The organism is Lactobacillus sp. LL6 (genome assembly GCF_007570935.1).
In the GTDB taxonomy this organism is placed as follows: Bacteria; Bacillota; Bacilli; order Lactobacillales; family Lactobacillaceae; genus Lactobacillus.
In genome coordinates this window covers 847,710-873,683 of sequence record NZ_VLLR01000001.1, presented here as the reverse complement: position 1 = coordinate 873,683, position 25,974 = coordinate 847,710, and the positions used below count along the sequence as shown (strand labels likewise).

The window sequence follows — 25,974 nt, the reverse complement described above, 5'->3', positions numbered from 1 at the left end:
GACTTCTAGTTTAGACAATTTGTCTGAGCTGGAAGTCTTTTTTGCTATAAAGGTGTTTTTTCTTACTCTCTCAACGGAAGTCTATTTTAAATAATAAACAAAATTGTTAAAAAATTTGTGCAAACATAGTATAATATGCTTGCAAACTAGTATATTGTACGTATAAATTAAGGAGAAATATTATGAGTTTAACTCTTGGTATTGATAATGATTTAAAATCAGAAACTAGATCTAACCTTAAAAAAATGGGTCTTGATATGACTACTGCAACTAAAATGTTTTATATCTATATTAATCAACATGGAAAGTTGCCTTTTACTCCTAGCGTAGGTAGATCAGAATTAGAACAAGCAGTATATGAAGCAAAGCATCATCAATTTGCAGGTGAGTATAAATCTTTAGAAGAAATGCGAAAGGATTTATACTCTGATGAAGATTAATCATATTACAAAAATTTTTTATACAGCTGCTTATAAACGAGCTTTAAAAAAGTGTAAAAGCACCTAAAAGGGCGCTTTTTTTCTTACTCTTTCAACGGAAGTCTACTTTTTAGACTTCTAGAAGTAGACAAAACAGACCTCTTAAAGTCTACTTAATAGACTTGATAAAGATAGAGTTAATAAAGAGTCAACTACCATTCACTAAAGTGAATGGCATGGTGACTTCACAAATAAGCTCATCACTTATTTGTTACTAGCACCAATATGTTTGGATGAGACTGCGATATCCTCGCTCAAGAAGCAAGCTTCTATCGGCAAAGATATCTACGCCAAATCGCCCCAAACTAATGACACAAGTTGCTGTGCCAGTAAGATTTTGCAAGAAAATCTACGAAAATTTATATTCATAATCAGGAATCTTCAATGCCATATATCCTTTGCCCAGGATATTTTTAGCTGCATTGTAGTCCCTGATATGATGCGCGTTGCAATTAGGACAATCCCACTCACGCATTTGCAGCGTGAGTTTTTTCGTGCCTTTCTTACCCATCACGAACTTGCAGTCATAACAAGTTTGGGTAGTATAAGCCGGATTGACCAAGACAAAGGTCTTGCCGTGAAGCGGTGCTTTATATTCAAGCATACCGATAAACGTTCTCCAGCCTACATCACTGATGCTCATTGCCAAGGCGTGATTTTTAAGCATGTTCCTGCTTTTCAGATTTTCTCCGACTACCAAATCGTGGTTCTTGATAAGTGCAGTCGACAAATTATGCAGAAAAGCATTCCTCTGCCTATATATTCTGCGATACAATTGAGCTACTTTGAGCTTTTGCTTTTGGTAGTTCTTGCATTCAGATAATTTATGCTTGGTCTTTTTGGCTCTGCGACACCTTCTAGACAAGATGCGCTGCTCTTTAGCCAGTTTGTCTCTCATTCTCCGATAATACTTTGGATTAGCTACTTCATTGCCGTTCGTATCTATCAAGAAGTTCTTGATGTTTAAGTCATAACCAAGAGCCGAGCCTGTTTTAGGATAGAGCGAAGCCAAAGGATCATTAGACTTGATAAGCATTGAGATATAGTATTCTCCCGAAGAATGAACAGAAATCGTAACTCTGGCAATTCTGATTTCCTTAGCTTTTGGCAGTTCTTTAGACAAATAAACTTTAATCTTGCCAAGCTTAGGCAGCTTAATATGACAATAGCCATGCGGATTCTGCTTTAAAAATCTAACTGTACCGTTGAATAAGTTAGGCACTTCGCCATGCTTCTTGTCTAATCCTACATACTGACAATTAGTGGAATAGCTTTGCTTAGAAGCAGACTTGCGCTTGAATTTAGGCACTCCAGCATCATGAACCTGTCTGAACGTTTTCCATGCAGATTGATAATTTATCTGAGCATTGTAAGCAGTCAAAGAATCCAAATCCTTATCGCCTAGCCAAGGATACTTATCTGCAGTGATCCTGTCTAAGCCAGTTTTACGCTTAGTTGACTTAGTTATCAAAGTACCTTTTTTGTTGTAGCGCCAATTCTGGTGTACAATAAAACACTTCTTGATTCGGTTGAATCTTACTGTGTATTTAGGAATTGGATATTTTTTGTCCAGCTTGTTTCTATGAATTGCACTATCAGTATAAGAATTAGCTAAAAGCTGATTATAGACAAAGCGAGAAGCATCAGTATTCTTTTTAATGATCTTCTTTTGCTTGTGGTTGGGAAAGGCTCTCATTTTAAGACCAAGCATGTATTTCATTTCTGTTTTGCGCATTATTTTCACCTCCTTTGCGAATAACATTAATTATATCATCTGTCAATGTATGTTACAATATAGTTATGAATCACTTTAATAACAAGGAGTAAATTATATGTCAATGAATATAAGAAGAGATAAAATAAAAGATGCAGTTTATGAGAGAAGATATGTTTATAGCACCCACTATCATTTAATCTGGTGTACTAAATATCGCAACCAGATATTTAAGGACCAAAAATTAGCTGATGAAATGAAAGAGCTGCTTGTGCAAATTGCCCAAGACAATGACATTCTTATTGAAAAAATGGAGGTAATGCCCGAGCATATTCATCTGCTTATTTCGTTCAAGCCGTATAAAGCTGCTTCCAGCGTTATCAAGGCACTAAAAGGCAGAAGCGCATTTTTATTCTTCCAAAATCATCCAGAAATAAAGAAATCACAGATGTGGGGCGGACACCTGTGGTCTTCAAGCTATTATTTTGGCACTGTAGGCAATATGTCAAAAGAAGTAGTGGAAAAGTACATCAATGATCAAATATATAATGCCCAGAAAGAAAAAAAGCCCTATCCATCCACTCATTAAAATAGGTGGATTTCCGGGCAAATTTCATTAAATATAAAAAGATTATTGATTGATCAATCAAGAAAAATAATATTCACAGTTTTTTTAATTAGTAGGGGGATGTACTAAAAAAGGCATATCTGAAAATTATATTTTCAAATATGCCTAACAATGGTACAATAAATTTAAATGTTATAAAAATTTTAATAAATAAAAACAAAACAAAAAGCTCGTCTTTCAGATTGGAAGCCTGGACAACGAACTTTTGTTAGATGCTTTTATGCATTGCTATAGTAATTATACCAAGATTAGTATAATTTTCAATAGGATTGCATATTAAGCCTGCAAAAGTTACTCAAGATGAGCTAACCTTGGAGGTTATTTTTATGAAATTAGATAGTATTGTACTTTTTAACGATAATCATAGTAAGAAAGCTACATTTCTCAAGTATTTTAGCTTTTTAGATAATAAAAAATACGCTCATCTTCCTGAAAAAGCTAATAAATTGTATAGCTTATTTTACAACCGTTATAAACTTTCAAAGATTAATAAAAATAAATTTACTGATGAAGATGGAAATTTGTTTTTCAACTATACATTAAAGTCGATTGAAGAAGCACTTAATTGTTGCCATGAAACTGCTTTGAAGTATAAAGACATGCTTATTAAGTGCGGTCTTATTGCTCAACAGCGTATGGGACTTAATAAAGCAAACCGCTACTATTTGCTTGAACCAGAATACGAAGAATCTGACTTTTATAATGAAAAAGCCGAACCAACTAAAAATCATAGAAAGGTTAAAAGGGCGAAATCTATCTTTAAGCCTCAAAAAAAGACTGTCACTAAGCCATTTTTTGTAAATGATTCTGGATATAAATTATTACTTGGATTCAAGCACTATGGTTTTTTAACGAGCAATCGACAAATTAAAATAATTATGCAAACTTTGCACTCGATTGCCTCTCAATTAGAAAAAGATATTATAAGTGCAAACTTATTGACTAATAGGGAGTTTCACCATATGTTTGTAGAATATACTTCTGCACAAATAACGACCCAAAAAGCTTTTAGTCAAGTATTATTCCGCATCAAAGAACAATTAGATTTTGGAGAAAACATCACGAATTTTGGTGCTTATTTGCGTCGTGCAACTGAGGATGGTTTATATGAAGTGATGGTAGAGAGAATTAACGAATTAAAAGAATTGCAAGGCTAACAATAACCTTATAATGCAGTGTTATTTTCATCTTGCTTTGCTTTTTTAACAAAAAAAGGATTCAAAGCTAGGCAACGCACCTAGATTGAATCCTTTTTGCTTTCAATCAGTGAACTATAAATAATTAGAATCGGTAAGTGAAAATTATTATGCTGATTGAAAACGTTTATACTACTCAGCACATCATATTGTAGCGCTTTCCTAATTTAGTGTAAAGCAATAAGCCTCTTAATTTTAAAAAATAATCATTAAAAACCTGTATACAAGTTATGCTTTGAAAAGGCTTGTTCATATAAAGCAAGTGAACTACTATACAATTGTAAGCAAAATGAAAGGAGGTTGAAAAAATATTCATAGAATAATAGTCAATAGTTTAGTCTGTTATAGTTTGTCTAAGAGGTATTTTAATATGACAAATCAAACAAAGGCATACAACTACATCAAAGAACAAATTATAACAGGAAAATATCGTCCTGGTCATCTGCTTTCAGAAAATCAAATGGGAATTAGATTGAATCTTTCTAGAACTCCTATTCGTGAAGCAATTAATGTACTAGAGTCGGAAGGACTTATTGAACGAGATGGTCAAGAGACACGAGTTACAAAAATAACGGCTGCAGAACTAAAAGAAAATTATGATTTGCGGTCAATGCTAGAAGCATATGCATTACAGAAAAATTTTGATAATTTAGATGAAACTAAGCTTATTAATTTTAAAACTCAACTTATCAAAGCTGGTGTAGAGCAAAATTGGTCTCAATATATTATTTTGGATAAAAAACTACATTTATACTTAACTAGCTCTGCTAGTGGTTCTACTTTACAAAAAAGCTTAGATCTATTGAATAATCAAACTGATAGAATGCGTTACACAATAGCTAAAAGTAACTTATGTGTTAAAACATGTGTCAAAGAATTAATTGAAATTATTGATACTATTTTAAATAAAGATAAAAATTTAGCAATTAAACTTTTACAAGATCATATTAGCAAAATATTTTCTTGGGAGAGTGAGTATTTTAATAAAGAGGCATAAAAATGATTAAAGTTATTGTATTAGGTGCACATGGTCAAGTTGCACAATTAACTGAAAAAATGTTGTTTACGGATAAAGATATTGAAACTACCTTATTTTTACGTAATGCATCCCGCCTAAGCCAAGATAAAGATAAGGCTACGATTATTGAAGGCGATGCTACAAATGAGCATGAACTTGAAGAAGCAATTAAGGGACAAGATGTCGTTTATGCAAATCTTGGCGGAACCAATACAATTGTCAAACAAGCAAAAGCAGTTGTAGAAGCAATGAATAAGGATAAAGTTAAGCGCTTGATTTGGATTTCAACACTTGGAATTTATGATGAAGTGGCTGGTAAGTTTGGTGATTGGAATAAGCAGACTTTAGGTAATTACATCACTGAATATGCTAAAGCTGCTAAAATTATTGAAGATTCAGATCTTGATTACACTATAATTCGTCCAAGTTGGATGACCAATAAAGATGAAGTTGATTATCAAAGATCTAAAAAAGGTGAAGAAATAACCAATACTGAAGTTTCCAGAAAGTCTGTCGCTTCATATGTTTATGAATTAATCAAGAATCCTAAAGAAGATATTGATGAATCTATCGGCTTAGAAAAACCACATACTGAAGGAGATAAGCCAGAATGGTATAGATAGTTTTTATTTTAAGCAAAAATGTAAGCGCTATTATTAATTAAGAGGGATTGATTATGGTAAATGGTAATTTTACGGGCTGCGCTAAAGGGATGCACACCCCAATAAAGGTAAAAGTAGAGATTGATAATGATAAGATTACTGCGGCTCATATTGATTTGGGTGAAGGAGCAAATGGATATGCAAAAGTTGCTCAAAATTTAGAAGAACAAATTTTGAAAAAGCAATCTAGTGACTTAGATGCTGTTTCTGGTGCTTCAGTAACCTCAAGAGCTGTACAAAATGCAACTTTTAATGCATTGAATAAAGCAGGACTTGAAAAAGCAGACTATTCTTTAAAAAACGGCACATATTCTGCAAGCGCACATGGACATGGAGGACCAGTAAGTGTAGAAGTAACTACAAATGATAATAAAATTACTGCTGTAAAAGTGACAAAGCAAACTGAAAGTCCTTATGTTGGTGATACTGCGATGAAAGTAATTCCAAAAGAAATCGTTAAACAGCAAACTTTGAATGTTGACGCTATCACAGGTGCCACAATGACTTCTGAAGCTATTATTAATGCCGCAACTAAGGCTGTCGCCCAAGCGGGAAATGCTCAAGCATGGTCACAAAAGCCGTTTGTTAAGAAAACTACTCCTGCAAAAAATCTTACCACTGATGTAGTTATTGCTGGTGGAGGATTAAGTGGTTTATCTACTGCCGCATTTGCTGTTAAAAAAGGGTTAAAAGTAGTAGTTTTAGAAAAGAATGACCAAATAGGTGGCTCATTTAGATATGCGGCAGGTGCTTTTGCTACTCATGGATCAAAAGCTCTTCAAAAGATTAATCAGGATAATAATATGAATGAACTTCTATCTTGGATCAAAAAAGCCAACCAAGATGATCCCGGAAGCTCAATGAATATGGACTTTGTAAAATATCTTCTTCATAATTCTGGAAAGACTTTTGATGAATTGCTCAAAATAGCAAAAACTGATCCGAAGTTCTTTTTAAAGCTTCCATATATCTGTGCTGGATTTGGTGCTGGTGGCCAAGTTGCTCAAATCTTAGAAAAGTATATCGAATCTAATGGCGGAATCATTCTTAGAGGAACTATTATTACAAAGATAAATATGAAAAATGATATTGCTACAGGAGTTCAAGCTAAAAATAGTAATGGTAAATTTACTATTAATGCCAAGAATGTAGTAATTGCTACAGGGGGTGCTTCATATTCTAAAGAAAAATTGCTTCAAGAAAGTATGCCAAGTTTAAAAAATGTTCACGTGTTTAATGAAGCAAATTTAGGTAATACTGGCGATGGTTATGACTTACTTCAAAAAATTGGTGCAAAAATAGATTCTAATAACGTTTATAAAAGTGCAGAGTTAGATTTTTCTCCAATGTTTTATACTAATTTCAGCAATGAGCCGGATTACAGCAAAGCAATTGTGATTAACGATCAGGCTAAGAGGTTCACTAATGAAGCTCCATTTAGTTTTTTGAACTTAACGACTGCTTTATATCGTGAAGGAAGTTCCAGGTATTATTTGATCTATGATGTTGATCAAATAGATGAAAAATTTAAAGAAAAACTAGATAAAATTCCTCAAGGTTCAAAAACTATGGTTCATGCTCAAACGATTGAAGAATTAGCTGATAAACTCAATCTAGATTCAACTAATCTTAAGGAAACTTTTAATCAGTACCAGAGAGCGTGCGCGCTTGGTCAAGATAAATTTGGTAAATCTTCTCAAAATTTAGTTAGTTTCACTGGTAAAAATGGTTACTATGCTATTTATACAATGCCTGGATCATGGGGTACAATTGGCGGTGTCAATATCAACAAAAAAATGCAAGTTCAAAAAGAAGACGGTGGCTATTTTACCAATGTTTATGCAGTGGGTGAAATGTCAACGGGAAATTTATTTACTGATTATTATATGATTGGCTTTTCTCTTTCAGATTATTCTACTGAAGGCAGGTTACTTGCTGAAAGTTTATAAAGAAATCCATTTAAATAGTTCAACTAATTTTTATAAAAAGATACTTTATTATTTAAAATAAAGTATCTTTTTAGTTATAACTAGTCTTAAGCAAAATAAAAAAGATTTGACGATATAAATCAAATCTTTTAGAATGTATTCTTACGAACTATTGTTTGTAAAAAATACTTATTTTTTATCGTGAGCCTTTTTGTACCAATAAACTAAACCAAACGGCACAAGATTTTCTTCATGGTTTTCAATGCGTTTAATGTTTGACCGATGACTCCAGTAAATTAAAATTACTAATAATCCGCTCAAGATAGTTAATGCCATATCATGAAAGAAAAATGACACAATAAAAATTAAGATAATTGAAATCAAGCTCGTTAGAGATACCATACTAGTGATGAATAATAATGGGAAAAAGATAATTGCACATATCAAGAAGAAATGTACATTATATCCTAAAAGAAAACCAGCAGTTGTCGCAACAGCTTTTCCACCTTTGAAATTCAAAAAGATAGAAAAAGCATGTCCTAAAATAGCTGCTAATCCAAAAAACAAGCAAAGATAATGTGGTCCCAAATGAAATATCACTGGTAAAATTGTTGCAAGTGTCCCTTTAAAAAAATCAATTAAGAAAACAATTACTCCTGCAACAGGTCCCAATACTCTGAAAGTATTGGTAGTACCAATATTTCCAGAACCATATTTGCGAATATCTTTATGAAAAAAGACCTTTCCGACAATCACACCTGTTGGGAAGGACCCAATCAAGTATGCTAAAATAAATAACGATGCAATTTCTAATGCAGACATATGTTAATCACTCCATTTAAATCTATGGCTATTTTAGCAAAATTTTGCTTGTAAATATATGGAGTGAACTAAATTAATGAATAAGTGGAGGAATTTTAGTGGCTAAAGCTAATACTTATGATGATTCTTCAATTCAAATTTTACACGGATTAGAAGCAGTTCGTAAACGTCCTGGTATGTATATTGGGTCAACTGATATTCATGGACTGAACCAGTTAGTTTATGAAATTGTCGATAATTCAGTTGACGAAGCTATGGCTGGCTATGGTAAAGAAATTGATGTAACCATCCACAAAGATAATAGTATAACTGTGCGTGACTTTGGACGTGGAATGCCAACAGGGATGCACAAATCAGGAAAACCAACGATTGAAGTTATTTTGACAGTTTTACACGCCGGAGGTAAGTTTACTGAACAAAATTATAAGACCTCTGGTGGTCTTCACGGGGTAGGTTCATCCGTAGTTAATGCACTATCTAGTTATATGAAGGTGCATGTTGTACGTGATGAAAAAGCTTATGAAGAAGAATTTGAAAATGGTGGTCATCCAGTTGGCACTCTTAAGTGTTTAGGTGATACTGATGAAAAAACGGGTACCACTATTACTTTTAAACCGGATGATACGATTTTTTCAACAACTAAATATAAATACGAAACCATTCAAGAAAGAATTCGTGAAAGTGCCTTTTTACTTAAGGGAGTTAAATTCACTTTAACCGATGAGCGTGATCCAGAACATCATGATGAGTTTCAGTATGATGATGGTATTAAGTCATTCGTTTCTTACCTTAATGAAGGCAAAGGCACAATTAGTGATGTCTTTTATTTTGAAGGTAAGCAAGATGGAATGGAAATTGAATTCAGCGGTCAATATAGCGATGGTTATTCAGAAAACTTAGTTTCCTTTGTTAACAATGTGCGTACTGCAGATGGTGGTAGTCACGAAGTAGGTGCTAGAAGCGGTTTTACTCGTGCATTTAACGACTATGCTAAAAAGCAGGGGCTTCTTGGTAAAAAAGATAAAAATATTGATGGTTCTGATTATCGTGAAGGTTTAAGTGCAGTCTTATCAATTAAGATTCCAGAAGAACTTCTTGAATTTGAAGGTCAAACTAAAGGAAAACTTGGAACCCCGCAAGCTCGTTCAGCTGTTGACTCCTTAGTATATGAAAAGATGTCATATTACTTAATGGAAAATGGCGAACTAGCACAGGAGTTGGTTAAGAAGGCTCAACGTGCTAGGGATGCACGTGAAGCAGCTAAAAAAGCAAGAGATGAAAGTCGTAATGGCAAAAAGCGTCGTAAAAAAGAAGTTCTATCAGGAAAATTAACTCCTGCTCAATCGCGCAATCCGAAGAAGAATGAATTGTTTTTAGTCGAAGGGGATTCTGCCGGCGGAAGTGCCAAGCAAGGGCGTGATCGTAAGTTCCAGGCGATTTTGCCACTTCGTGGTAAGGTCTTGAATACTCAAAAGGCTAAATTACAAGATATTTTCAAAAATGAAGAAATCAATACAATGATCTATACCATTGGAGCAGGTGTTGGTACTGAGTTTAATGTCGACGATTCTAATTATGATAAAGTTATTATTATGACAGACGCCGATGATGATGGAGCTCACATTCAAATTTTGCTTTTGACATTCTTTTATCGTTACATGCGCCCAATGATTGAACAAGGAAAAGTATATATTGCTCTTCCACCTTTATATCGTCTTCAAAAAGGACGCGGCAAAAAAGCTAATATCAAATATGCTTGGACAGATGAAGAATTAGCCAAACAAGAAAAAGAAATGGGACGCGGCTATTCTTTACAACGATTCAAAGGTTTAGGTGAAATGAACGCTGAACAATTATGGCAGACTACAATGAATCCTGAATCAAGAATGCTAATTCGCGTTAGAATTGATGATGCTGCATTAGCTGAACGCCGAGTAACCACTTTAATGGGTGACAAAGTTGCTGCCAGAAGAAAGTGGATTGAAGAAAATGTAGAGTTTAGAATGGGGGAAGATGCTTCCATTCTTGATAAAGAAAATGATTAAAGAAGGTTTTTGATTTAATGACCACTAAAGAACGAATTAAAGAAATGCCCCTTGAACAAGTAATGGGGGAAAGATTTGGCCGTTATTCTAAATACATTATTCAAGAACGTGCCTTACCTGATATCCGTGATGGGTTAAAACCTGTTCAACGTCGTATTTTATATGCAATGTATCAAGATGGAAACACTTATGATAAGCCATTTAAGAAAGCTGCTAAAGCTGTTGGTAATATCATGGGTAATTTTCACCCACATGGTGATAGTTCCATTTATGGTGCATTAGTTCACTTATCACAAGATTGGAAAATGCGTGAACCTCTTGTAGAAATGCATGGAAACAATGGCTCTATGGACGGTGATGGTCCAGCTGCAATGCGTTATACAGAGTCACGTTTAAGTAAAATTTCCAATATGCTCTTGCAAGATATTGATAAAAATACTGTCAAAATGGTACTCAACTTTGATGATACAGAGTATGAACCAACTGTGCTTCCAGCGCGTTTTCCTAATCTTTTAGTAAATGGATCTACTGGTATCTCATCAGGTTATGCCACAGAAATTCCACCACATAACTTAAGCGAAGTAATTGATGCTACTATTTATCTGCTTAAGCATCCCGATGCTACACTTGAAGATTTAATGAAGTATGTTAAGGGACCGGACTTTCCAACGGGTGCAATTATTATGGGCACTAAAGGAATTAAGGAAGCTTATGAAACTGGTCGTGGCCGTATTCAAGTAAGAGCGAAAACCACAATTCAAGAAATTCGCGGTCATCGTCAAGAAATTGTTGCCACAGAAATCCCATTTGATGTCAACAAAGCAATCCTAGTTAAAAAAATTGATGAGATTCGTTTGAATAAAGAAATTGATGGGATTGCGGAAGTTAGAGATGAAACCGACCGTCATGGTTTATCAGTAGTAATTGAACTTAAAAAGGGCGCTGATGCTCAAAATATTTTGAATTATTTATTTAAAAATACTGACTTACAAGTGTCATATAATTTCAATATGGTCGCAATTGATCATATGACACCAGTTCAAGTTGGCTTAAAGCGGATTTTGTCATCTTATTTAGAGCATGAAGAAGATGTTATCACTAAAAGAACCAAATATGACTTAGATAAGGCAGAGAATCGTCTTGAAATTATTCAAGGTCTAATTCATGCTATGGATATTTTAGACCAAGTAATCAAGGAAATTAGAGCTTCTAAAAACAAAGCTGATGCTAAGAAAAACTTGGTTAAAAAGTTTGATTTTACTGATCGTCAAGCAGAAGCTATTGTGTCTCTTCAACTTTATCGCTTAACTAATACTGATGTTGATGCCTTAGTTGCTGAACAAGAAGATCTTAATAAAAAAGCCGAAAAGTTTAGAAAGCTTTTATCTGATAGAAATACTCTTGAAAAAGAAATTATTAAAGAACTCCGTCAAGTGAAAAAAGACTTTGGTAGTGAGCGTAGGACTGAAATTTCTGAAGAAAGTGCCAAAATAAAGATTGATGAAACTGCCCTGGTTGCTGAAGAAAATGTCCGCGTTTTAATTAGTCGTGATGGTTATCTTAAGCGTTCATCTTTGCGTTCATTCCAGTCTACTGAAGAAGGAGATAATGGGCTTCCTGATGGAGATAAGGTCATATATGAAAAGACATTGTCTACTTTAGATAATCTCTACTTGTTTACTAACCGAGGAAATGTAATATATCGTCCAGTCCATGAATTAATTGAAACTAGATGGAAAGAAACTGGTCAGCACTTATCTCAGGAAATAGGGTTAGAGTCTGATGAACAAATTATTCGCGTTTTTGACTTTAAGGATTTATCTATTCAAAAGAACTTTCTTTTAGCAACTAACGATGGATATATTAAGCAATTAGAACTTGCTAATTTACAACCTACTAGAACTTATAAGTCTCGTGCAATGACTGCTATTAAAATGAAAACTGAAAGTAGTCGCTTAATTAGTGTTGATGTAGTTGATACTGATTCTACTCAAGAAGTAACTTTATTTACTAATCATGCTTATGCAGTTAAATATGATATTAGTGAGGTGCCAACTTCTGGAGCTAAAGCAGTGGGTGTAAAATCCGTTAACTTAAAAGATAATGATTTTGTAGTTGGCAGTGTTTTGGTTAAGCCTGAATTTAATGATTTAATTAAGGTTGGTCTTATTACTCAGCGAGGTGCATTTAAGCAGTTTAATTTAAATTTAGTTAATAAAGTATCTCGTGCTAAACGTGGTGTTTTAGTCCTTAGAGAACTCAAAACTAATCCACACAGAATTTCAGCAATAACTTCATATGGTCAAAACCATACTTTGCTTTTAACTACTAGCAGCGATCGTCATTACAAGATTAAGACTAATGAATTTCCATTAGGTGATAGATACTCTAATGAGTCCTTTGTACTTGATCCTAAGGTAGATGGTGCTCCTATTTTACTTGAGCTTGGTCGCCCGCTTAGTGATGAAAATAAGGACGTTTCAGATTTATTTGACTAAAATAATGCTTAAATAATGCCTATTAAATACTTGGATAATAGGCATTATTTTAGTAGACTAGAGTAGAAAAGAAAAACAGAAGAAGAGAGGATCTTTTTAATGGAAAAAGAATTAGTTTTCGGACACCAAAATCCTGATACAGATGCGATTGGCACCGCAATTGCATACTCATATTTACAAAATAAGTTAGGTTACAATACTGAAGCTGTTGCTCTTGGTGAACCAAATGATGAAACTGCATATGCACTTAAGACATTTGGTTTTGAAGCACCACGTGTAATTAAAACTGCAGCTAATGAAGTTAACTCAGTTATGCTTGTTGACCATAATGAACCTCAACAAAGTGTTTCAGATATTGAAGATGTTAATGTATCTAACGTAGTTGACCACCACCGTATTATGAACTTTAACACTTCTAAGCCTCTTTACTACCGTGCTGAACCAGTAGGTTGTACAAGTACTATTGTTTGGAAGATGTTTAACGAAAATGAAGTTGAAATTCCTAAAAACTTGGCAGGTTTAATGCTTTCAGCTATTATTTCAGATACTTTACTTTTGAAATCACCAACAACTACTGCAGATGATAAGGAAGCTGTTGATGCTTTGGCTAAAATTGCTGGTGTTGACTATGAAGAATATGGTCTTAGAATGCTTAAAGCTGGTGCCAATATTGCTGATAAGTCAGAAGAAGAATTAATTGACTTAGATGCTAAGAGTTTTGAATTAAATGGTAACAACGTTCGTGTTGCACAAATCAATGTTGTGGACTTGCCAGAAGCAATGGATCGTAAAGAAGCCTTTCTTAAGGCAATGAGCGATGCATCTGAAGAAAATGGCTACGACATGTTCATGCTTTTGATTACTAATATCTTAGATTCAGATTCTGAAGCTTTAGTGGTTGGTTCTGATGATAACAAGGCTACTTTTGAAAAGGCATTTGGTAAGAAGCTTGAAGATTCTGAAGTTAAACTTCCAGGTGTTGTTTCTCGTAAGAAGCAAGTTGTTCCACCATTGACTGATGCTTTTGAAGGCTAATTTAAAAGTCAGTTTTTAGTATTAACAAGCTGGTAACTCTAAATAAAGAGCTGCCAGCTTGTTGTTTTAGAGGACTTTATAATATGCTTATGGAATGCAAGCATGTTAAACTTGAAATAGAATGTTAATTAAAAGGGGAGATTTATTTATGTCATATCCACAATTAAATATTGAAGATGCCAAAATTATCAAAGCTACTATTAAAACCAATCATGGGGATGTTACAGTTGCTTTATTTGAAGAACTTGCACCAATGACGGTTGAAAATTTTGTTCGTTTGGCTAAAAAAGGCTACTACAATAATACTACCTTTCATCGTGTAATCAGCGATTTTATGATTCAAGGTGGTGATCCTAAAGGGGATGGTACTGGTGGAGAAAGTATCTGGGGACATCCTTTTGAAGATGAATTTTCTCGTGAATTGTTTAATTTGAGAGGAGCACTCTCAATGGCTAATTCAGGTCCTAATACAAATGGAAGCCAGTTCTTTATTGTACAAAACAAAAACATGCCTAAACGTATGATTCGTGAAATGGAACCCGCAGGTTATCCAAAAGAAATCATTAAGCAATATAAGCAAGGTGGAACCCCATGGCTTGATGGTCGCCATACAGTTTTTGGTCAAGTAACTGATGGTATGGATATTGTTGATGAAATAGCCAAAGTAAAGAAGGATAAAGCAGATAAGCCAGTTGAAGATGTAATCATTAAAACAATTGAAGTAAAAGATAATAGATTTAATGATTAACTTACCAATCTAAAAAACAACCCATTGTAGCAATTCGAAAACTACAATGGGTTGTTTTTATTATAGAATACAGTATTCTACTTTTGCTTCTTATCAACGGAAAGTTGTTCCTCAGAAAGAGGAGTTACACTAACATTTCCAGAAGCAGAAGTAATCTCTTTCAACAATACGATGAGTGACTTACATACTCTTTCAGAAGTACCTTGAGGCAACTTTCTGAGTTCATTGATAACCTTACGGATAAACACAGGAGTGTTATCTGTAGAAGAATTCTTTGAACGAGCTACATCGTAAGCACTGTTGATAAGTTCCGGAGTTGTGGTGTTCAATGCTTGTGCAATCGCATCTAACTTCTGAATACTTACATTCTGATCTTTAGTTCTCTCAAGACGTGAAATAAAATTAACTGACAAGTCACTTAGTTCAGCTAAATCTTCTTGAGTTAATTTTTGCTCGCGACGACGGCGAGAAATTTCCTGTCCTATATTAGCCATGAAGCATTCGACCCTTTCAAAATACTTATAATTCTATAGCTATAGACTATAGAAGTTTTTATTAAAAATAAATAGACTATTTTAATATTATTCACTTACATTATATAAATATATAACAATTGTATGTGTAAAAAGCTTATCAAATAAGCATTTTAAAGTTGAAAGAGATGTTATTAAAAAAATAATATAAGTTTAAAAATAATCCATTCATAACAACAAAAACAGAAAATTGTGAGAATTTCAGCGGTGGAAAGTTAAGACTCCGTATCTTGGTTTATTTCCTGTCCAATATTTAGTGTAGGTCATTTTAAGATGATTTAAAACTAATATGCACTTAAATTATGTATTTCTTTATTTTATTTACACATATTTAAGGCTTTATTAAATATATAATAATATAAATAAATAGCGAAACTTATAATGTGGTATTTAATTATAATGTTTTCAAAAAATATTTTTCAGTGTTAGTTTTTACTTATTTTTGCCTTATGTTGACTGTAGCAAAGGAACTATATATTTAATTAAAGCTTGTTGAATTAGTTATAATTTTCAATAATAAGTAATTGCTGAAATATTTATCATATGCTAAACTCAAATTGTTTAAAAATTCAAACAATTTGGTTTTTTATTTTTGAACAAAAAAGAACAGGAATGGCCGTTCCTGTTCTTAAACATTAGAAGCTTCAAGTAAAAAATTAATAGCTTCAAAATATTGACGAATTTAAGACACCACAAAAACTTATCAGAGGTAATTAAAGAGTAGCGCTTTGCTTTTACGAAAAAAGTAACGCTTTATTTAAGATATTTTATTTTCAAAATCTTTAATTTAAAATCTTTAAATTCACCTAAGTGAGCTTTTAAAATCTTTAAATTCATAGTTATTATACTTAATTCCACGTGTTATTTCAAATAACTATGACTTAAACTTTTATTTGAAGCCTCTGGGAAACAAAAAACATTTTACGGAGGTAATTACTATGTCAGAATTTTATACAGTTAATGAAAAGAGCAACGCTTTATTTTATCAAATGCCTAAGTGGCTTTATGAATTGAAGCCTTATAAGTCAGTACTCAAAAGTAATCATCGTGAAACTTATATGCTTCTAAAGGATAGATTATCTTACTCTATTGAAAATAAGTGGATTGATAATGAAGGTAGACTTTATCTCATTTACACTAACGAAGAATTAGCTTCAATGTTGGGTTGCAGTGAAAAGACAGTCACTAATATCAAAAGTAAATTAATAGAAGTTGGCTTGCTCATTGTAAAGAAACAAGGCTTTAATTGGAAGGAAAAGAAAAATAATCCATCTCATTTATATTTACTCAAGCCAGCATTATCTGTAGCTAATGTTTATAATGTTTCAGATAAAAAATTATCTCAGGGCGTAAGTTTTTCTTCCCGAGAAGAAAATAATGCAGTTAGCTTAAATACTGATATAAGTGAAGACGTAAATACTCCTTCTAGACAAAAAGATAGTCAAAGCATTGAATTAAGCGAAAAAGTAAAAACTACTGTAAATAAATATAATAATTCCTTAGATACTAAGAAGATACATAAAGATACTCAACTAGACTTTTCACCATCAAGTTTTACACAAGCTGAAATTGAAGCTCAAAATAGAGATTTAGTTAAACACGCTCCGCAGTTTATGACTGAAAGTGATGATTCAGAAAACTTTATTCTTTCAAAACCAGCAACTAAGTTGCTTTCTTTGTGGTGCAAAACTCCAAAACAGCTTTACCGTGTAGTTCAAATTATATTGAACGCTAAAAATTCAGTTAAAAAAGAATTTACAAAATTAAATTTGTGGCAAAAGTGGCAAGTTAATGTTGCATTAGAGTTGCCAGGTCAATATCGTGATGATGAACAAGTACTTGGCACTGAGGAATATGAATATACTGATCAATTTAATCAAGGAATAGAAAATACATTGAGAAAAGTGCTTAATAGTATTAGACGTAACTACGATTATGGAAAACCTATTAAGAGTGCCGAAAATTATATGTTTATCTCTTTTAAGCGTTATTTTGAAAAAGTAGCCATGAATAAACTAGAAAGCTTAGTTACTAATTTAGATGATTCTCAGAGGTTGCTTTCTTGGTATAAACAAAAAAATTTAAAAATAAATCAATTTCCTATTGACTAATTTCAGGTTATCTTGTAACAAGATAACCTGAAATTTTAATTTCAGGTTATCTTGTACTATAGACTTGTTCCTAGCTAAGAACAAAAAAGTTGAGGCTTTTTCCGGAGAAAGCGAAAAAATATTTTGGAGGAAAGTATGATGAAAAATAAAAGTTGTCTGCTTTCAAACTCCATCTTGATTTATTAGTTTTGAATTTGAAACTTTTAGAGATGTCATAATCAAGTGGGAGTTTGATTATGACAAAGTTAGTTATTTAAGTTTTAGCTGCAGTTGTTGTAGTAGTTTTTGATGTCTAATATATCCGTGTAGCTAAAAAATTAATGATAAAGCACACCCTTAAAAGTTTGATATTGAAGAAGTGGTTAAAGTTAAGTTATTGATTCATGCTTTTCTTAGATTGGAGGAAGAAAAGAGTGAATTTGATAGTGATACTGATACCGACTGAATTAATATACAAGCTAAGCAAATCATTAATGAAAATGATAACTAGTAAATTCTCTAAAAAGAAGAAAAATACATAGCCAATAGATCAAAAATTCAAATTAGTTAAGGGATAGGTTGTTATGACTTTTAGTGACTATTTTGAACTATGTGGTTTGATTTTGTGGATCATCAGCCTAATTGGAGCTGGAGTATTAGGACATTTTCATCTTAAGAACCAGCGCTTAACTGAATTTCAAGACACCGCGAAAACACTAATGACTGATTACGTTTACTTCTATGATAAGGCAGTAATGTCAGATGATAAGAAGCTAAACAATGTAGTTAATGCCGTGGTTGATGGTCTGCAAAGAAAGGGATTCAAGGTAACAGAAGAAGACGTGCAGAATATTTTTGCAGGAGTTGAAAAATCTGTTACTGAGCTTAGGTTTAAGCAAAAAGAAAATTAATTGGAGGAAAAATATGAGACAAGCATATAACATTTCAGCTTTTCACACAGCTGATTTAAACACTGGCTACTTAGCAGTAGCACAAAAAGGAAACGTTGGTTCAAAGTACATTTACGCAGAGCAATTGCGTAATAACCAAACTGAAACCCATATTTTGCGTGGATACGCAGGTAATGTAACTACCCCAGTAGTTACATTGTATAATTCTGCTGGTGGCCATACTCAAACTTGGGAATATTCAGGTCGTTCTGGTAAGTGGTTTGTAGGTACTAAACCAGCTACTGGTAGTAGCAATTGGGATAAACAAATTGCTCGTGTAGATATTAGCTCAATTGGTAGAACTTACACTTCAAATACTGAACTTCCGCGTTTAGCATACTTGAACAGAGCTGGTTCTTTAACAAAACCAGATGGTAGTTTCTATTCAGGTGATGACTTAAAGCGTGCAGAAGCTGCAGTATCACCGGATTACACTAAGTTTTTATTAGCAACTGTAGATCAAAATGGTAATGGCTACTTTGTAATCTTTGATAATAATGTAGTCAATAATGCACTTGATAATGTAGAATACAGTAATGGCTATGTTAACCTTGGGGATCTTCCATATCAAGAAAGCTTCGTGGTTGAAGGATTTTATGGAACTGTTAAATCAATTCAAGGTTATGACATTGATAATGCTGGTAATATTTATGTATCTAGTCAACTATCACCTGATACAATTAATGGTGTATATCATCAAAAAAACATTTACAAAATTCCTACTTATGCAAGAACCAACACAGGCAGTTGGTTACAAGTAGACTTGACTCATAATGCAGGTCCAATTGATATTCATGGACAAGGGATGCATACTGAGCTTGAAGGTATTCAAATTTTTGGTGAGAACCACTGCTACTTAACTGTTGCTTACCACAAAACCATGAATGGTAAAAATAAGACAGCATCAAACAAGATTTATGAAGTATCTTGGAATGAATAGTTAAAATTAAAAGAGTATAAACTTAGTAATTTGCTGAGTTTATGCTCTTTTTAGCTTGAATTATATTCTCTAAAATAAGATAATTAAATAAATCGTAATAGTAAGGGGATATAATTCATGAAACTCAACAAAAAACTAACAGCTATCTCAGCTGTTGCATTAATGGGGATTGCTCCATTTGTTGCTTCAAACACAGCTGAAGCTGCTGATAGTAGTACTATTAATAAGACTGTTATGCACAATTCTGTTGTTTATGACAAGAATGGTAAAGATACTGGCAAAATGTACAAATCTTATCAAAAAGTTGTTGTAGAATCAGGTATCGTTAAAATTAATGGTGGACAATATTACAAGCTTGCTGACAAGGATCAATACATTAAAATCACAAACATTGATGGTGTTGAGCGTACAGTAGAACATAATGCTTATGTTTACGCAACCAGTACTAAACGTGCTAACCGCAGACTAGTTAAAAAAGGTACTACTATTGTTACTTACGGAGGAAGTTATAAGTTTAAGAATGGTAAAAGATATTACCGAGTTGGTGGACCAGCTAAGCAATATGTAAAAGTAGCTAACTTAGGTGATGCAGTTACTACCTCTGCAAGTTCTAATTCATCTAACTCGACCGTGACCAATAAGAATAACACCTCATTAACCAATAACTCAACATTGAGTCCAAGTGATGGTGAAACAACAGTTACTGTAAATGTTTCACGTACGCCTTTATATACAGAAGTTTCTGGAAAAGATGCTGTTCAACCATCAGGTAAATATGCAAAAAAGGGCGATAAGTTTATAGTTGATCGTCTAGAACAAGGAACACGTGCAGATACTGGAAGGGACGGTGACGATGATTGGGAATTAGCAATTTATCATATTAAAGGTACTGATTATTGGATCTACAGTAATTCTGTTTCGGCTGCTAAAGAATTGCCAGTTCACAATTATTATCACTATTACAAGTCATATATTCAATTTTCAAAAGCTACAGATGTTTATAATATAGATGGAACTATACAAAATCATAACGGCCAAAAGATACGTAAACAAAGTGGTTTGATGGGAGTAGATAAATTAGTTTATATCTGGCTTCCAAGTGAACAAAAATCTGAATTATTCTATCATCTAGTTGGTACCAGTTTTTCAGCTACAACTAACTCAGCTAGTCAGGAAAGCACTATTGAAATTGGACATAATGCATATGTAAAAGCAAATGATGTGAAATTTGTTGAAGAGAGTACAAAGTTAACTCCAAGTAATACTCCAGAAGAAGCAAAGGCTACGTATGAAGCAAGTCAAGCTAATACTACAAAATAATTAACAAAAATACAGATGGTTCATTTCATGAATTATCTGTATTTATTTTTAGATAATTCATGATTTTGTATATATTGAAATATAAATATTAATATAAGATAATTAAATAAATCATAATAGTAAGGGGATATAATTCATGAAACTCAACAAAAAATTAACAGCTATCTCAGCTGTTGCATTAATGGGGATTGCTCCATTTGCTTCTAAAACGGTCCAAGCTGCAGATGTTTCAATTACTAAAACAACTATGCATAATTCAGCTGTTTATGATAAAAATGGTAAAAATACTGGAAAAACATATTCATCATACCAAAAAATTACTGTAGATCCAGACACAGTTGAAATTAATGGAAGTCAATATTACAAATTAACTGGCAAAAATCAATACATAAAAGCAACTAATATTGATGGTGTTAAACGTACAGTTGAACACAATGCTTATGTTTACGCAACCAGTACAAGACGTGCTAACAGCAAATTAGTTAAAAAGGGTACTACTATTGTTACTTATGGTGGGAGCTATAAGTTTAAGAATGGTAAGAGATATTACCGAGTAGGTGGACCAGCTAAGCAATATGTAAAAGTTGCTAATTTAGGTGATGTTGTAAAAGATAAAGATACTAATTCTACGACAAATACTGCTCAAGAAGAGACTACTATAACAGTATCATATCCATATAATGTAAATATTTATGATGGTAAAGGAAATGTGGTACAAAAAAAGGTAAAATTGGGTACTAAGTTTATTACAGATAGACGTGAGATTACATCATTTGTCAATCAATTTCCAGCTGGAATGACTAAGGATGGTTTATATCGAATTAAAGGTACCGATCATTGGATTTTAGCAGCTGATGTTAAAGCTGAAAGAAAATTACCTTTGCATGATTACAACACTGAACATTATTCTTACATAAATTTTATTAAAGATACAGATGTTTATGATGCTAAAGGCAATATTTTGGATCCTAATGGAAATGGTCAACGTATAACAAAGCAGCTGGGAGATATTAAAGTAAATAAATTGCTTTATATTTGGTTACCAAAGAAAAACAAAGCTGAATTGTTTTACCATTTAGTAGGCAAATCATTTTATGCCACAAAGGGAGAATGGTCAGCAATTACTGTAAAAGATGGTTATGTAAAAGCTGATGATGTAAAGTACTCCATGGGCATTAAATTAACTCCAAGTAATACTCCAGAAGAAGCAAAATCTGCTTATGAAGCAAATCAAGCTACTAGTGCTGTTGTAAATTCAAATAACTAATAAAAAAATAATATATATCTTCTATTTTAAAAGCAACTCATACCAAATTTGAGTTGCTTTTTAATTTGCAAAATTTATTCACGATTTAGTTTATTAACTATTTTAGTAAGTTGATTAAGCTTCGGGAAAATAAAGTTAAAATAATTAACTAATTTTTCCCCACGTAAACAAGAAACTATCTCACCAGAAGATGCACTTAAGGAAATTATCAAGTCACTTAAGAAGAATGTGAAGATTGACTTGAACGGTGAAGAAGTAACGATTATGGAAACACCTGCAGTTAAAGTTACCTTATCAGCTAGTGATGAGTTTGCAGGCTCAGGAGATTCACCAACCTTTACAATTAGTAATGGTAAGTTAGATTCTGCAAGTATTACTAACTGGTTGAAAGATAAATATAGCTTAAATGCAGGTTCTGTAGGATTAACTGTTAATGATGCAGGAAAAATTATTGCTTCTTCTGGTATTTCAGCTGGTGAAGTTTCAGTAAAAGTATCTGAAACCAATGGAGTAGATTATAAGTTAACAATCAGCTGCAATGTCTACAAGGAAGACAATAAATTAGTTACTAATGAGTTATCTCTTGAAATTGGCATTACTGTAAAACCTACTGACTTATTGCATGGACTACCAAATGGTGATTTGGTAAAGGTTACAGCAGGTGCAATTTTGATAGTGGCCATAGCAATATTAGCCGCTTTAGCGGATGGTGGAACTATTGCTGCAGGTGCTGGAGCAGCGATAGGTGCACTTTTAGGAGCATAAAAAACATAGTTAAAAACTATGTTATAACTTGATATATTTTTTATAGTATGGCTTTAATTCTTGGCGAAGGTCTATTTTTTGAAGAACATCTTTATTTTCTATTTTAGAAATAGGATAGGTCAGTTTAATATTTTTATTATTAGTTTTATCAAAGCCGCATATAATAAAATGCTTTGAAGTTTCAATTAAAAAGTCATATCTGTACTTTTTTATAGGAAAGAAATAGATTTTATCATTGATTGAAAAATTTGCCTTAACTTGTTCTTTTTCAGTGGAACTTAATGGATTAAGAGAAAGAATAATTATTGGATATATTTTTATTCTAGTATATATCCATGCAAGGCAAGCAGGGTATAAAAATATTGATAGTATGACAAATAATACTAGTAATTCTAACTCTTTTGTTAGTTTGGCAGGCATATAAAATGGTATTAGAATTGCTAAAATTATAAGGATAATTATAGAGGAATGGAAGATAAATTGATGAAACTTCCTATATTTTGGAGAAACACCCATTCCAAAGAAAATATCAAAAAATGTAGAAATATAGTATCCTTTAAATTTTGTGCTGGTAGTTGGTTTATAAATAAAAATTGGATTAGTTGATGGATTCATGATTATTGACTGTCCTTTCAAAATTAGAGAAATAAAGCTTTAAAATAAAAATAATATATCAAGAATAGCATTAAAAGCACTAAAATATCAACTTGATTAAGGGATAGATCAATGACTATTAGTGAGTATATCGAATTGAGTGGATTAATATTGTGGATCATCAGCCTAATTGGAGCTGGACTATTAGGGCATTTACATCTTAAAAACCAGCGCCTAACTGAATTTCAAGACACCGCGAAAACACTAATGACTGATTATGTTTACTTCTATGATAAGGCAGTAATGTCAGATGATAAGAAGCTAAACAATGTAGTTAATGCCGTGGTTGATGGTCTGCAAAGAAAGGGATTCAAGGTAACAGAAGAAGACGTGCAGAATATTTTTGCAGGAGTTGAAAAATCTGTTACTGAGCTTAGGTTTAAGCAAAAAGAAAATTAATTGGAGGAAAAAATATGAGATTTATTAAACCTACTACAAGTGTAAATGTAGAAAAGAGTTTTGAAGTAAGTACTGGACATGGTTCAGTGATTCAAAAAGGTAATGTAACAAAAGACAATATTTACGCATTACAATTATGGAATAATCAAGAAGAGATTAGAGTTTATAGAGGTTCAATAAATGATCCTAAGAATTTGAATATTTTGAAGTTTAAAGGTAATGGAGCTGCTGGTCACCATACACAAACTTGGGAATATTCCGGTAAAAAGAATAATTGGTTTATTGGAACTAAATCTGTTGGTAGTTGGTGTAGTCAAATTGCTAGAGTAGACATTGTTACTGATAAAGTGGACTCCAACAGTAATTTAGATTTTGCTAGAATTGCATGGTTAAGTCATGCTGGTAAAATGGATTATCCTGGTGATGATATGGTACGTTCTGAAGCAGCTGTATCACCTAATTACGAAAAGCTTTTGATTGCAACTATTGATAAAGCTGGTACAGGATATTTTTCAGTTTATCATTTACCAAAAATTAATGAAGCATTGAATAAGGTTAAGAACTTGTCTCCAGAAAAGAGATATGTAAAGATCAATGACTTAGAATACGCACTTGATTCATCATTTAAGGTTACAGAATTTTATAATAAAAATGCAGATAAGTATGATAACTTTGTTTTAAACTCTGTACAAGGATATGATTTGGACAATAAGGGTAATATTTATGTAACAAGTCAAAAGTCTCCTGATATTGATAAAAGAACTGGTAAATTCGAAGCACATCATAAACAGGTATTAAAAATTCCTACTTATGCAAGAAATGATTCGAGCAGATGGAGCACTTTAGATTTAAGTGCAGCAGGAGTAGTCGATATTAAAGGGCAAGGACTTCACTCAGAAGTTGAAAGTATCCAAATTATTGATGAAAATTATGGATATTTAACTGTTGCTTACCATAAAGCAAAAAAGATTGATAAACCTAAGAATCCTGCAGAAAAATATTATTCATATACTTCTAAGAACAAGATTTATAGAATTAAATGGTCTGATTAGTTATGTGTAAAAAGCGTGAACTTTTAAGTTCACGCTTTTTACATTGAATTAAATAAATTGTTATTAGATAATAAGATTAATCTAATAAAGGGAGAATTATTTCATGAATTTATATAAGAAAGTATTATTAGCAGGAACCATAGTATTAATTGGAACTACACCTTTTATGTCTAATACAGTTCAGGCTGCCAATAAAGTAGTAACTAAAAAAACAATGCATAATTCTGCAATTTATAATAAAGATGGTAAAAATACTGGAACAGTATTTGCTTCATATCAAGATGTAGAATTTTATTCTGATCCTGTTAAGATTAATGGAGAATACTACTACAAAATCACATATCAAGATAAATACATTAAACTAACCAATATTGATGGGGTTCAAAGAAAAGTTGATTCAAACGCATATGTTTATGCAACAAGTACTAAACGTGCTAATAAAAAAGTACTGAAAAAAGGCACAACAATTACAACTTATGGTGGAAGTTATAAATTTAAAAACGGTAAAAAATACTATCGTGTAGGTGGACCAAAGAAGCAATATGTAAAGGCTTCTAATTTAAGTAAATCAGCTAAAGAAGTTCCGACTCCTGTAAAAGAACAAGAAGCTACTGCTACAGTTAAATCAAGCGTGGCTGCAATTTATACTGGAGAAGGCAAAGACGATAAACAACTTAAAATAGTAAAGAAGAACTTAAAAGTTGGAACTAAATTTACTGTTGATTATTTTTCAGATACTCCGTTTTCAGGTTACTTCCCTTCAACTCAATATGGAAATGCTCCAATGTATCGAATAAAAGGAACCAATAACTGGTTACATTTTGCGGATGTAAAAGTTAATAAAGAATTGCCATTATATGATTATGATGATGAACATTATTCACGTATTAGATTTGTGAAGGCAACTGATGTGTATAATGCGGATGGAACTATAAGAAATCTTGGTGGACAAAAAATCAAGAAGCAATGGGGAGCTTTCAAAGTAGATAAACTTACTTATATATGGGTTCCTTCTGAAAATAAGGCGGAACTATTTTATCATCCTTTAGCTAAAGAAATTGATGGTACTTTTACATATCCAAATAATGTAATTAAGATGAACAATGGCTATGTGAAAGCAAATGATGTTGAATTTTTTGGTGGAATCAAATTAGCACCAAACAATACACCAGAAGAAGCAAAAGCTACGTATGAAGCAAGTCAAGCTAATACTACAAAATAATTAACAAAA

The 25,974-nt window shown here is 32.6% G+C and carries 22 protein-coding genes and 1 pseudogene; 19 read left to right on the top strand and 4 right to left on the bottom strand.

The features are described 5' to 3' along the window. The first annotated feature begins 182 nt into the window (after positions 1-182). On the top strand, positions 183-440 hold the full coding sequence (locus FOD82_RS04420) for a type II toxin-antitoxin system RelB/DinJ family antitoxin (RefSeq protein ID WP_144355279.1): 258 nt from the start codon (positions 183-185) through the stop codon (positions 438-440). Positions 441-828: 388 nt separating this feature from the next. Here FOD82_RS04420 and FOD82_RS04415 read toward each other — a convergent pair whose 3' ends face one another. Then, the gene (locus FOD82_RS04415) at positions 829-2,214 is read right to left on the bottom strand and encodes a transposase (protein WP_242450195.1); all 1,386 of its coding nucleotides are present in this window, start codon (positions 2,212-2,214) and stop codon (positions 829-831) included. A gap of 103 nt (positions 2,215-2,317) precedes the next feature. Between FOD82_RS04415 and tnpA the strand changes: the two genes are divergently transcribed. The 5 genes from tnpA (at position 2,318) to FOD82_RS04390 (ending at position 7,646) form a co-directional block, all read left to right on the top strand. After that, positions 2,318-2,782 (top strand): IS200/IS605 family transposase, encoded by a 465-nt coding sequence (gene tnpA / locus FOD82_RS04410; protein ID WP_144356016.1) that lies wholly within the window; start codon positions 2,318-2,320, stop codon positions 2,780-2,782. A gap of 365 nt (positions 2,783-3,147) precedes the next feature. Then, entirely contained in the window at positions 3,148-3,978 is an 831-nt protein-coding gene (locus tag FOD82_RS04405) for a replication initiator protein A (RefSeq protein ID WP_144355277.1), read from the top strand. A gap of 409 nt (positions 3,979-4,387) precedes the next feature. Then, entirely contained in the window at positions 4,388-5,014 is a 627-nt protein-coding gene (locus FOD82_RS04400) for a GntR family transcriptional regulator (protein WP_144355276.1), read from the top strand. Positions 5,015-5,016: 2 nt separating this feature from the next. After that, positions 5,017-5,658, top strand: a complete 642-nt coding sequence (locus FOD82_RS04395; RefSeq protein ID WP_144355275.1) for an NAD(P)H-binding protein — start codon at positions 5,017-5,019, stop codon at positions 5,656-5,658. Between the two features lie 53 nt (positions 5,659-5,711). Continuing rightward, positions 5,712-7,646 (top strand): FAD-dependent oxidoreductase, encoded by a 1,935-nt coding sequence (locus tag FOD82_RS04390; protein ID WP_144355274.1) that lies wholly within the window; start codon positions 5,712-5,714, stop codon positions 7,644-7,646. A 168-nt stretch (positions 7,647-7,814) separates the two neighbouring features. On the opposite strand, the gene plsY is transcribed toward FOD82_RS04390, so the two are convergent. Then, entirely contained in the window at positions 7,815-8,447 is a 633-nt protein-coding gene (gene plsY / locus FOD82_RS04385; protein ID WP_144355273.1) for a glycerol-3-phosphate 1-O-acyltransferase PlsY, read from the bottom strand. A gap of 98 nt (positions 8,448-8,545) precedes the next feature. Between plsY and parE the strand changes: the two genes are divergently transcribed. The 4 genes from parE to FOD82_RS04365 all read left to right on the top strand — a co-directional run bounded on the left by parE (position 8,546) and on the right by FOD82_RS04365 (position 14,773). Beyond that, complete coding sequence (gene parE, locus FOD82_RS04380; RefSeq protein WP_144355272.1) at positions 8,546-10,492, top strand: DNA topoisomerase IV subunit B; 1,947 nt, start codon at positions 8,546-8,548, stop codon at positions 10,490-10,492. Between the two features lie 17 nt (positions 10,493-10,509). Beyond that, on the top strand, positions 10,510-12,990 hold the full coding sequence (gene parC / locus FOD82_RS04375; RefSeq protein WP_144355271.1) for a DNA topoisomerase IV subunit A: 2,481 nt from the start codon (positions 10,510-10,512) through the stop codon (positions 12,988-12,990). A gap of 99 nt (positions 12,991-13,089) precedes the next feature. Beyond that, positions 13,090-14,025: a manganese-dependent inorganic pyrophosphatase gene (locus FOD82_RS04370; protein WP_144355270.1), complete on the top strand. Its 936-nt coding sequence runs from the start codon at positions 13,090-13,092 to the stop codon at positions 14,023-14,025. Positions 14,026-14,173: 148 nt separating this feature from the next. Then, positions 14,174-14,773 carry a peptidylprolyl isomerase gene (locus FOD82_RS04365; RefSeq protein WP_144355269.1) on the top strand — a complete coding sequence of 200 codons (600 nt, stop codon included), beginning with the start codon at positions 14,174-14,176 and terminating at the stop codon, positions 14,771-14,773. Between the two features lie 152 nt (positions 14,774-14,925). On the opposite strand, the pseudogene FOD82_RS04360 reads toward FOD82_RS04365, so the two are convergent. Continuing rightward, positions 14,926-15,267, bottom strand: a pseudogene (locus FOD82_RS04360) (helix-turn-helix transcriptional regulator); the annotation flags it as partial. A 977-nt stretch (positions 15,268-16,244) separates the two neighbouring features. Between FOD82_RS04360 and FOD82_RS04355 the strand changes: the two are divergent. The 6 genes from FOD82_RS04355 to FOD82_RS04330 all read left to right on the top strand — a co-directional run bounded on the left by FOD82_RS04355 (position 16,245) and on the right by FOD82_RS04330 (position 22,638). Next, the gene (locus FOD82_RS04355) at positions 16,245-17,417 is read left to right on the top strand and encodes a replication initiator protein A (RefSeq protein ID WP_144355267.1); all 1,173 of its coding nucleotides are present in this window, start codon (positions 16,245-16,247) and stop codon (positions 17,415-17,417) included. A 563-nt stretch (positions 17,418-17,980) separates the two neighbouring features. Further along, positions 17,981-18,307 (top strand): helveticin, encoded by a 327-nt coding sequence (locus FOD82_RS04350; RefSeq protein WP_144355266.1) that lies wholly within the window; start codon positions 17,981-17,983, stop codon positions 18,305-18,307. A gap of 13 nt (positions 18,308-18,320) precedes the next feature. After that, a complete protein-coding gene (locus FOD82_RS04345) occupies positions 18,321-19,286 on the top strand; it encodes a helveticin J family class III bacteriocin (protein WP_144355265.1) in 966 nt (321 codons plus the stop codon). A 117-nt stretch (positions 19,287-19,403) separates the two neighbouring features. Then, entirely contained in the window at positions 19,404-20,606 is a 1,203-nt protein-coding gene (locus tag FOD82_RS04340; protein WP_144355264.1) for an SLAP domain-containing protein, read from the top strand. A gap of 136 nt (positions 20,607-20,742) precedes the next feature. Beyond that, positions 20,743-21,873 (top strand): SLAP domain-containing protein, encoded by a 1,131-nt coding sequence (locus tag FOD82_RS04335; RefSeq protein ID WP_144355263.1) that lies wholly within the window; start codon positions 20,743-20,745, stop codon positions 21,871-21,873. 228 nt (positions 21,874-22,101) lie between these two features. Further along, a complete protein-coding gene (locus tag FOD82_RS04330; RefSeq protein ID WP_144355262.1) occupies positions 22,102-22,638 on the top strand; it encodes a hypothetical protein in 537 nt (178 codons plus the stop codon). A 21-nt stretch (positions 22,639-22,659) separates the two neighbouring features. On the opposite strand, the gene FOD82_RS04325 is transcribed toward FOD82_RS04330, so the two are convergent. Continuing rightward, entirely contained in the window at positions 22,660-23,253 is a 594-nt protein-coding gene (locus FOD82_RS04325; protein ID WP_144355261.1) for a hypothetical protein, read from the bottom strand. Positions 23,254-23,364: 111 nt separating this feature from the next. On the opposite strand from FOD82_RS04325, the gene FOD82_RS04320 reads away from it, so the two are divergent. The 3 genes from FOD82_RS04320 (at position 23,365) to FOD82_RS04310 (ending at position 25,965) form a co-directional block, all read left to right on the top strand. Next, positions 23,365-23,691 carry a helveticin gene (locus FOD82_RS04320; RefSeq protein ID WP_144355260.1) on the top strand — a complete coding sequence of 109 codons (327 nt, stop codon included), beginning with the start codon at positions 23,365-23,367 and terminating at the stop codon, positions 23,689-23,691. Positions 23,692-23,705: 14 nt separating this feature from the next. Continuing rightward, positions 23,706-24,743, top strand: a complete 1,038-nt coding sequence (locus FOD82_RS04315) for a helveticin J family class III bacteriocin (protein WP_186277710.1) — start codon at positions 23,706-23,708, stop codon at positions 24,741-24,743. 103 nt (positions 24,744-24,846) lie between these two features. Beyond that, positions 24,847-25,965 carry an SLAP domain-containing protein gene (locus FOD82_RS04310; RefSeq protein WP_144355259.1) on the top strand — a complete coding sequence of 373 codons (1,119 nt, stop codon included), beginning with the start codon at positions 24,847-24,849 and terminating at the stop codon, positions 25,963-25,965. The last annotated feature ends 9 nt before the right edge of the window (positions 25,966-25,974 follow it).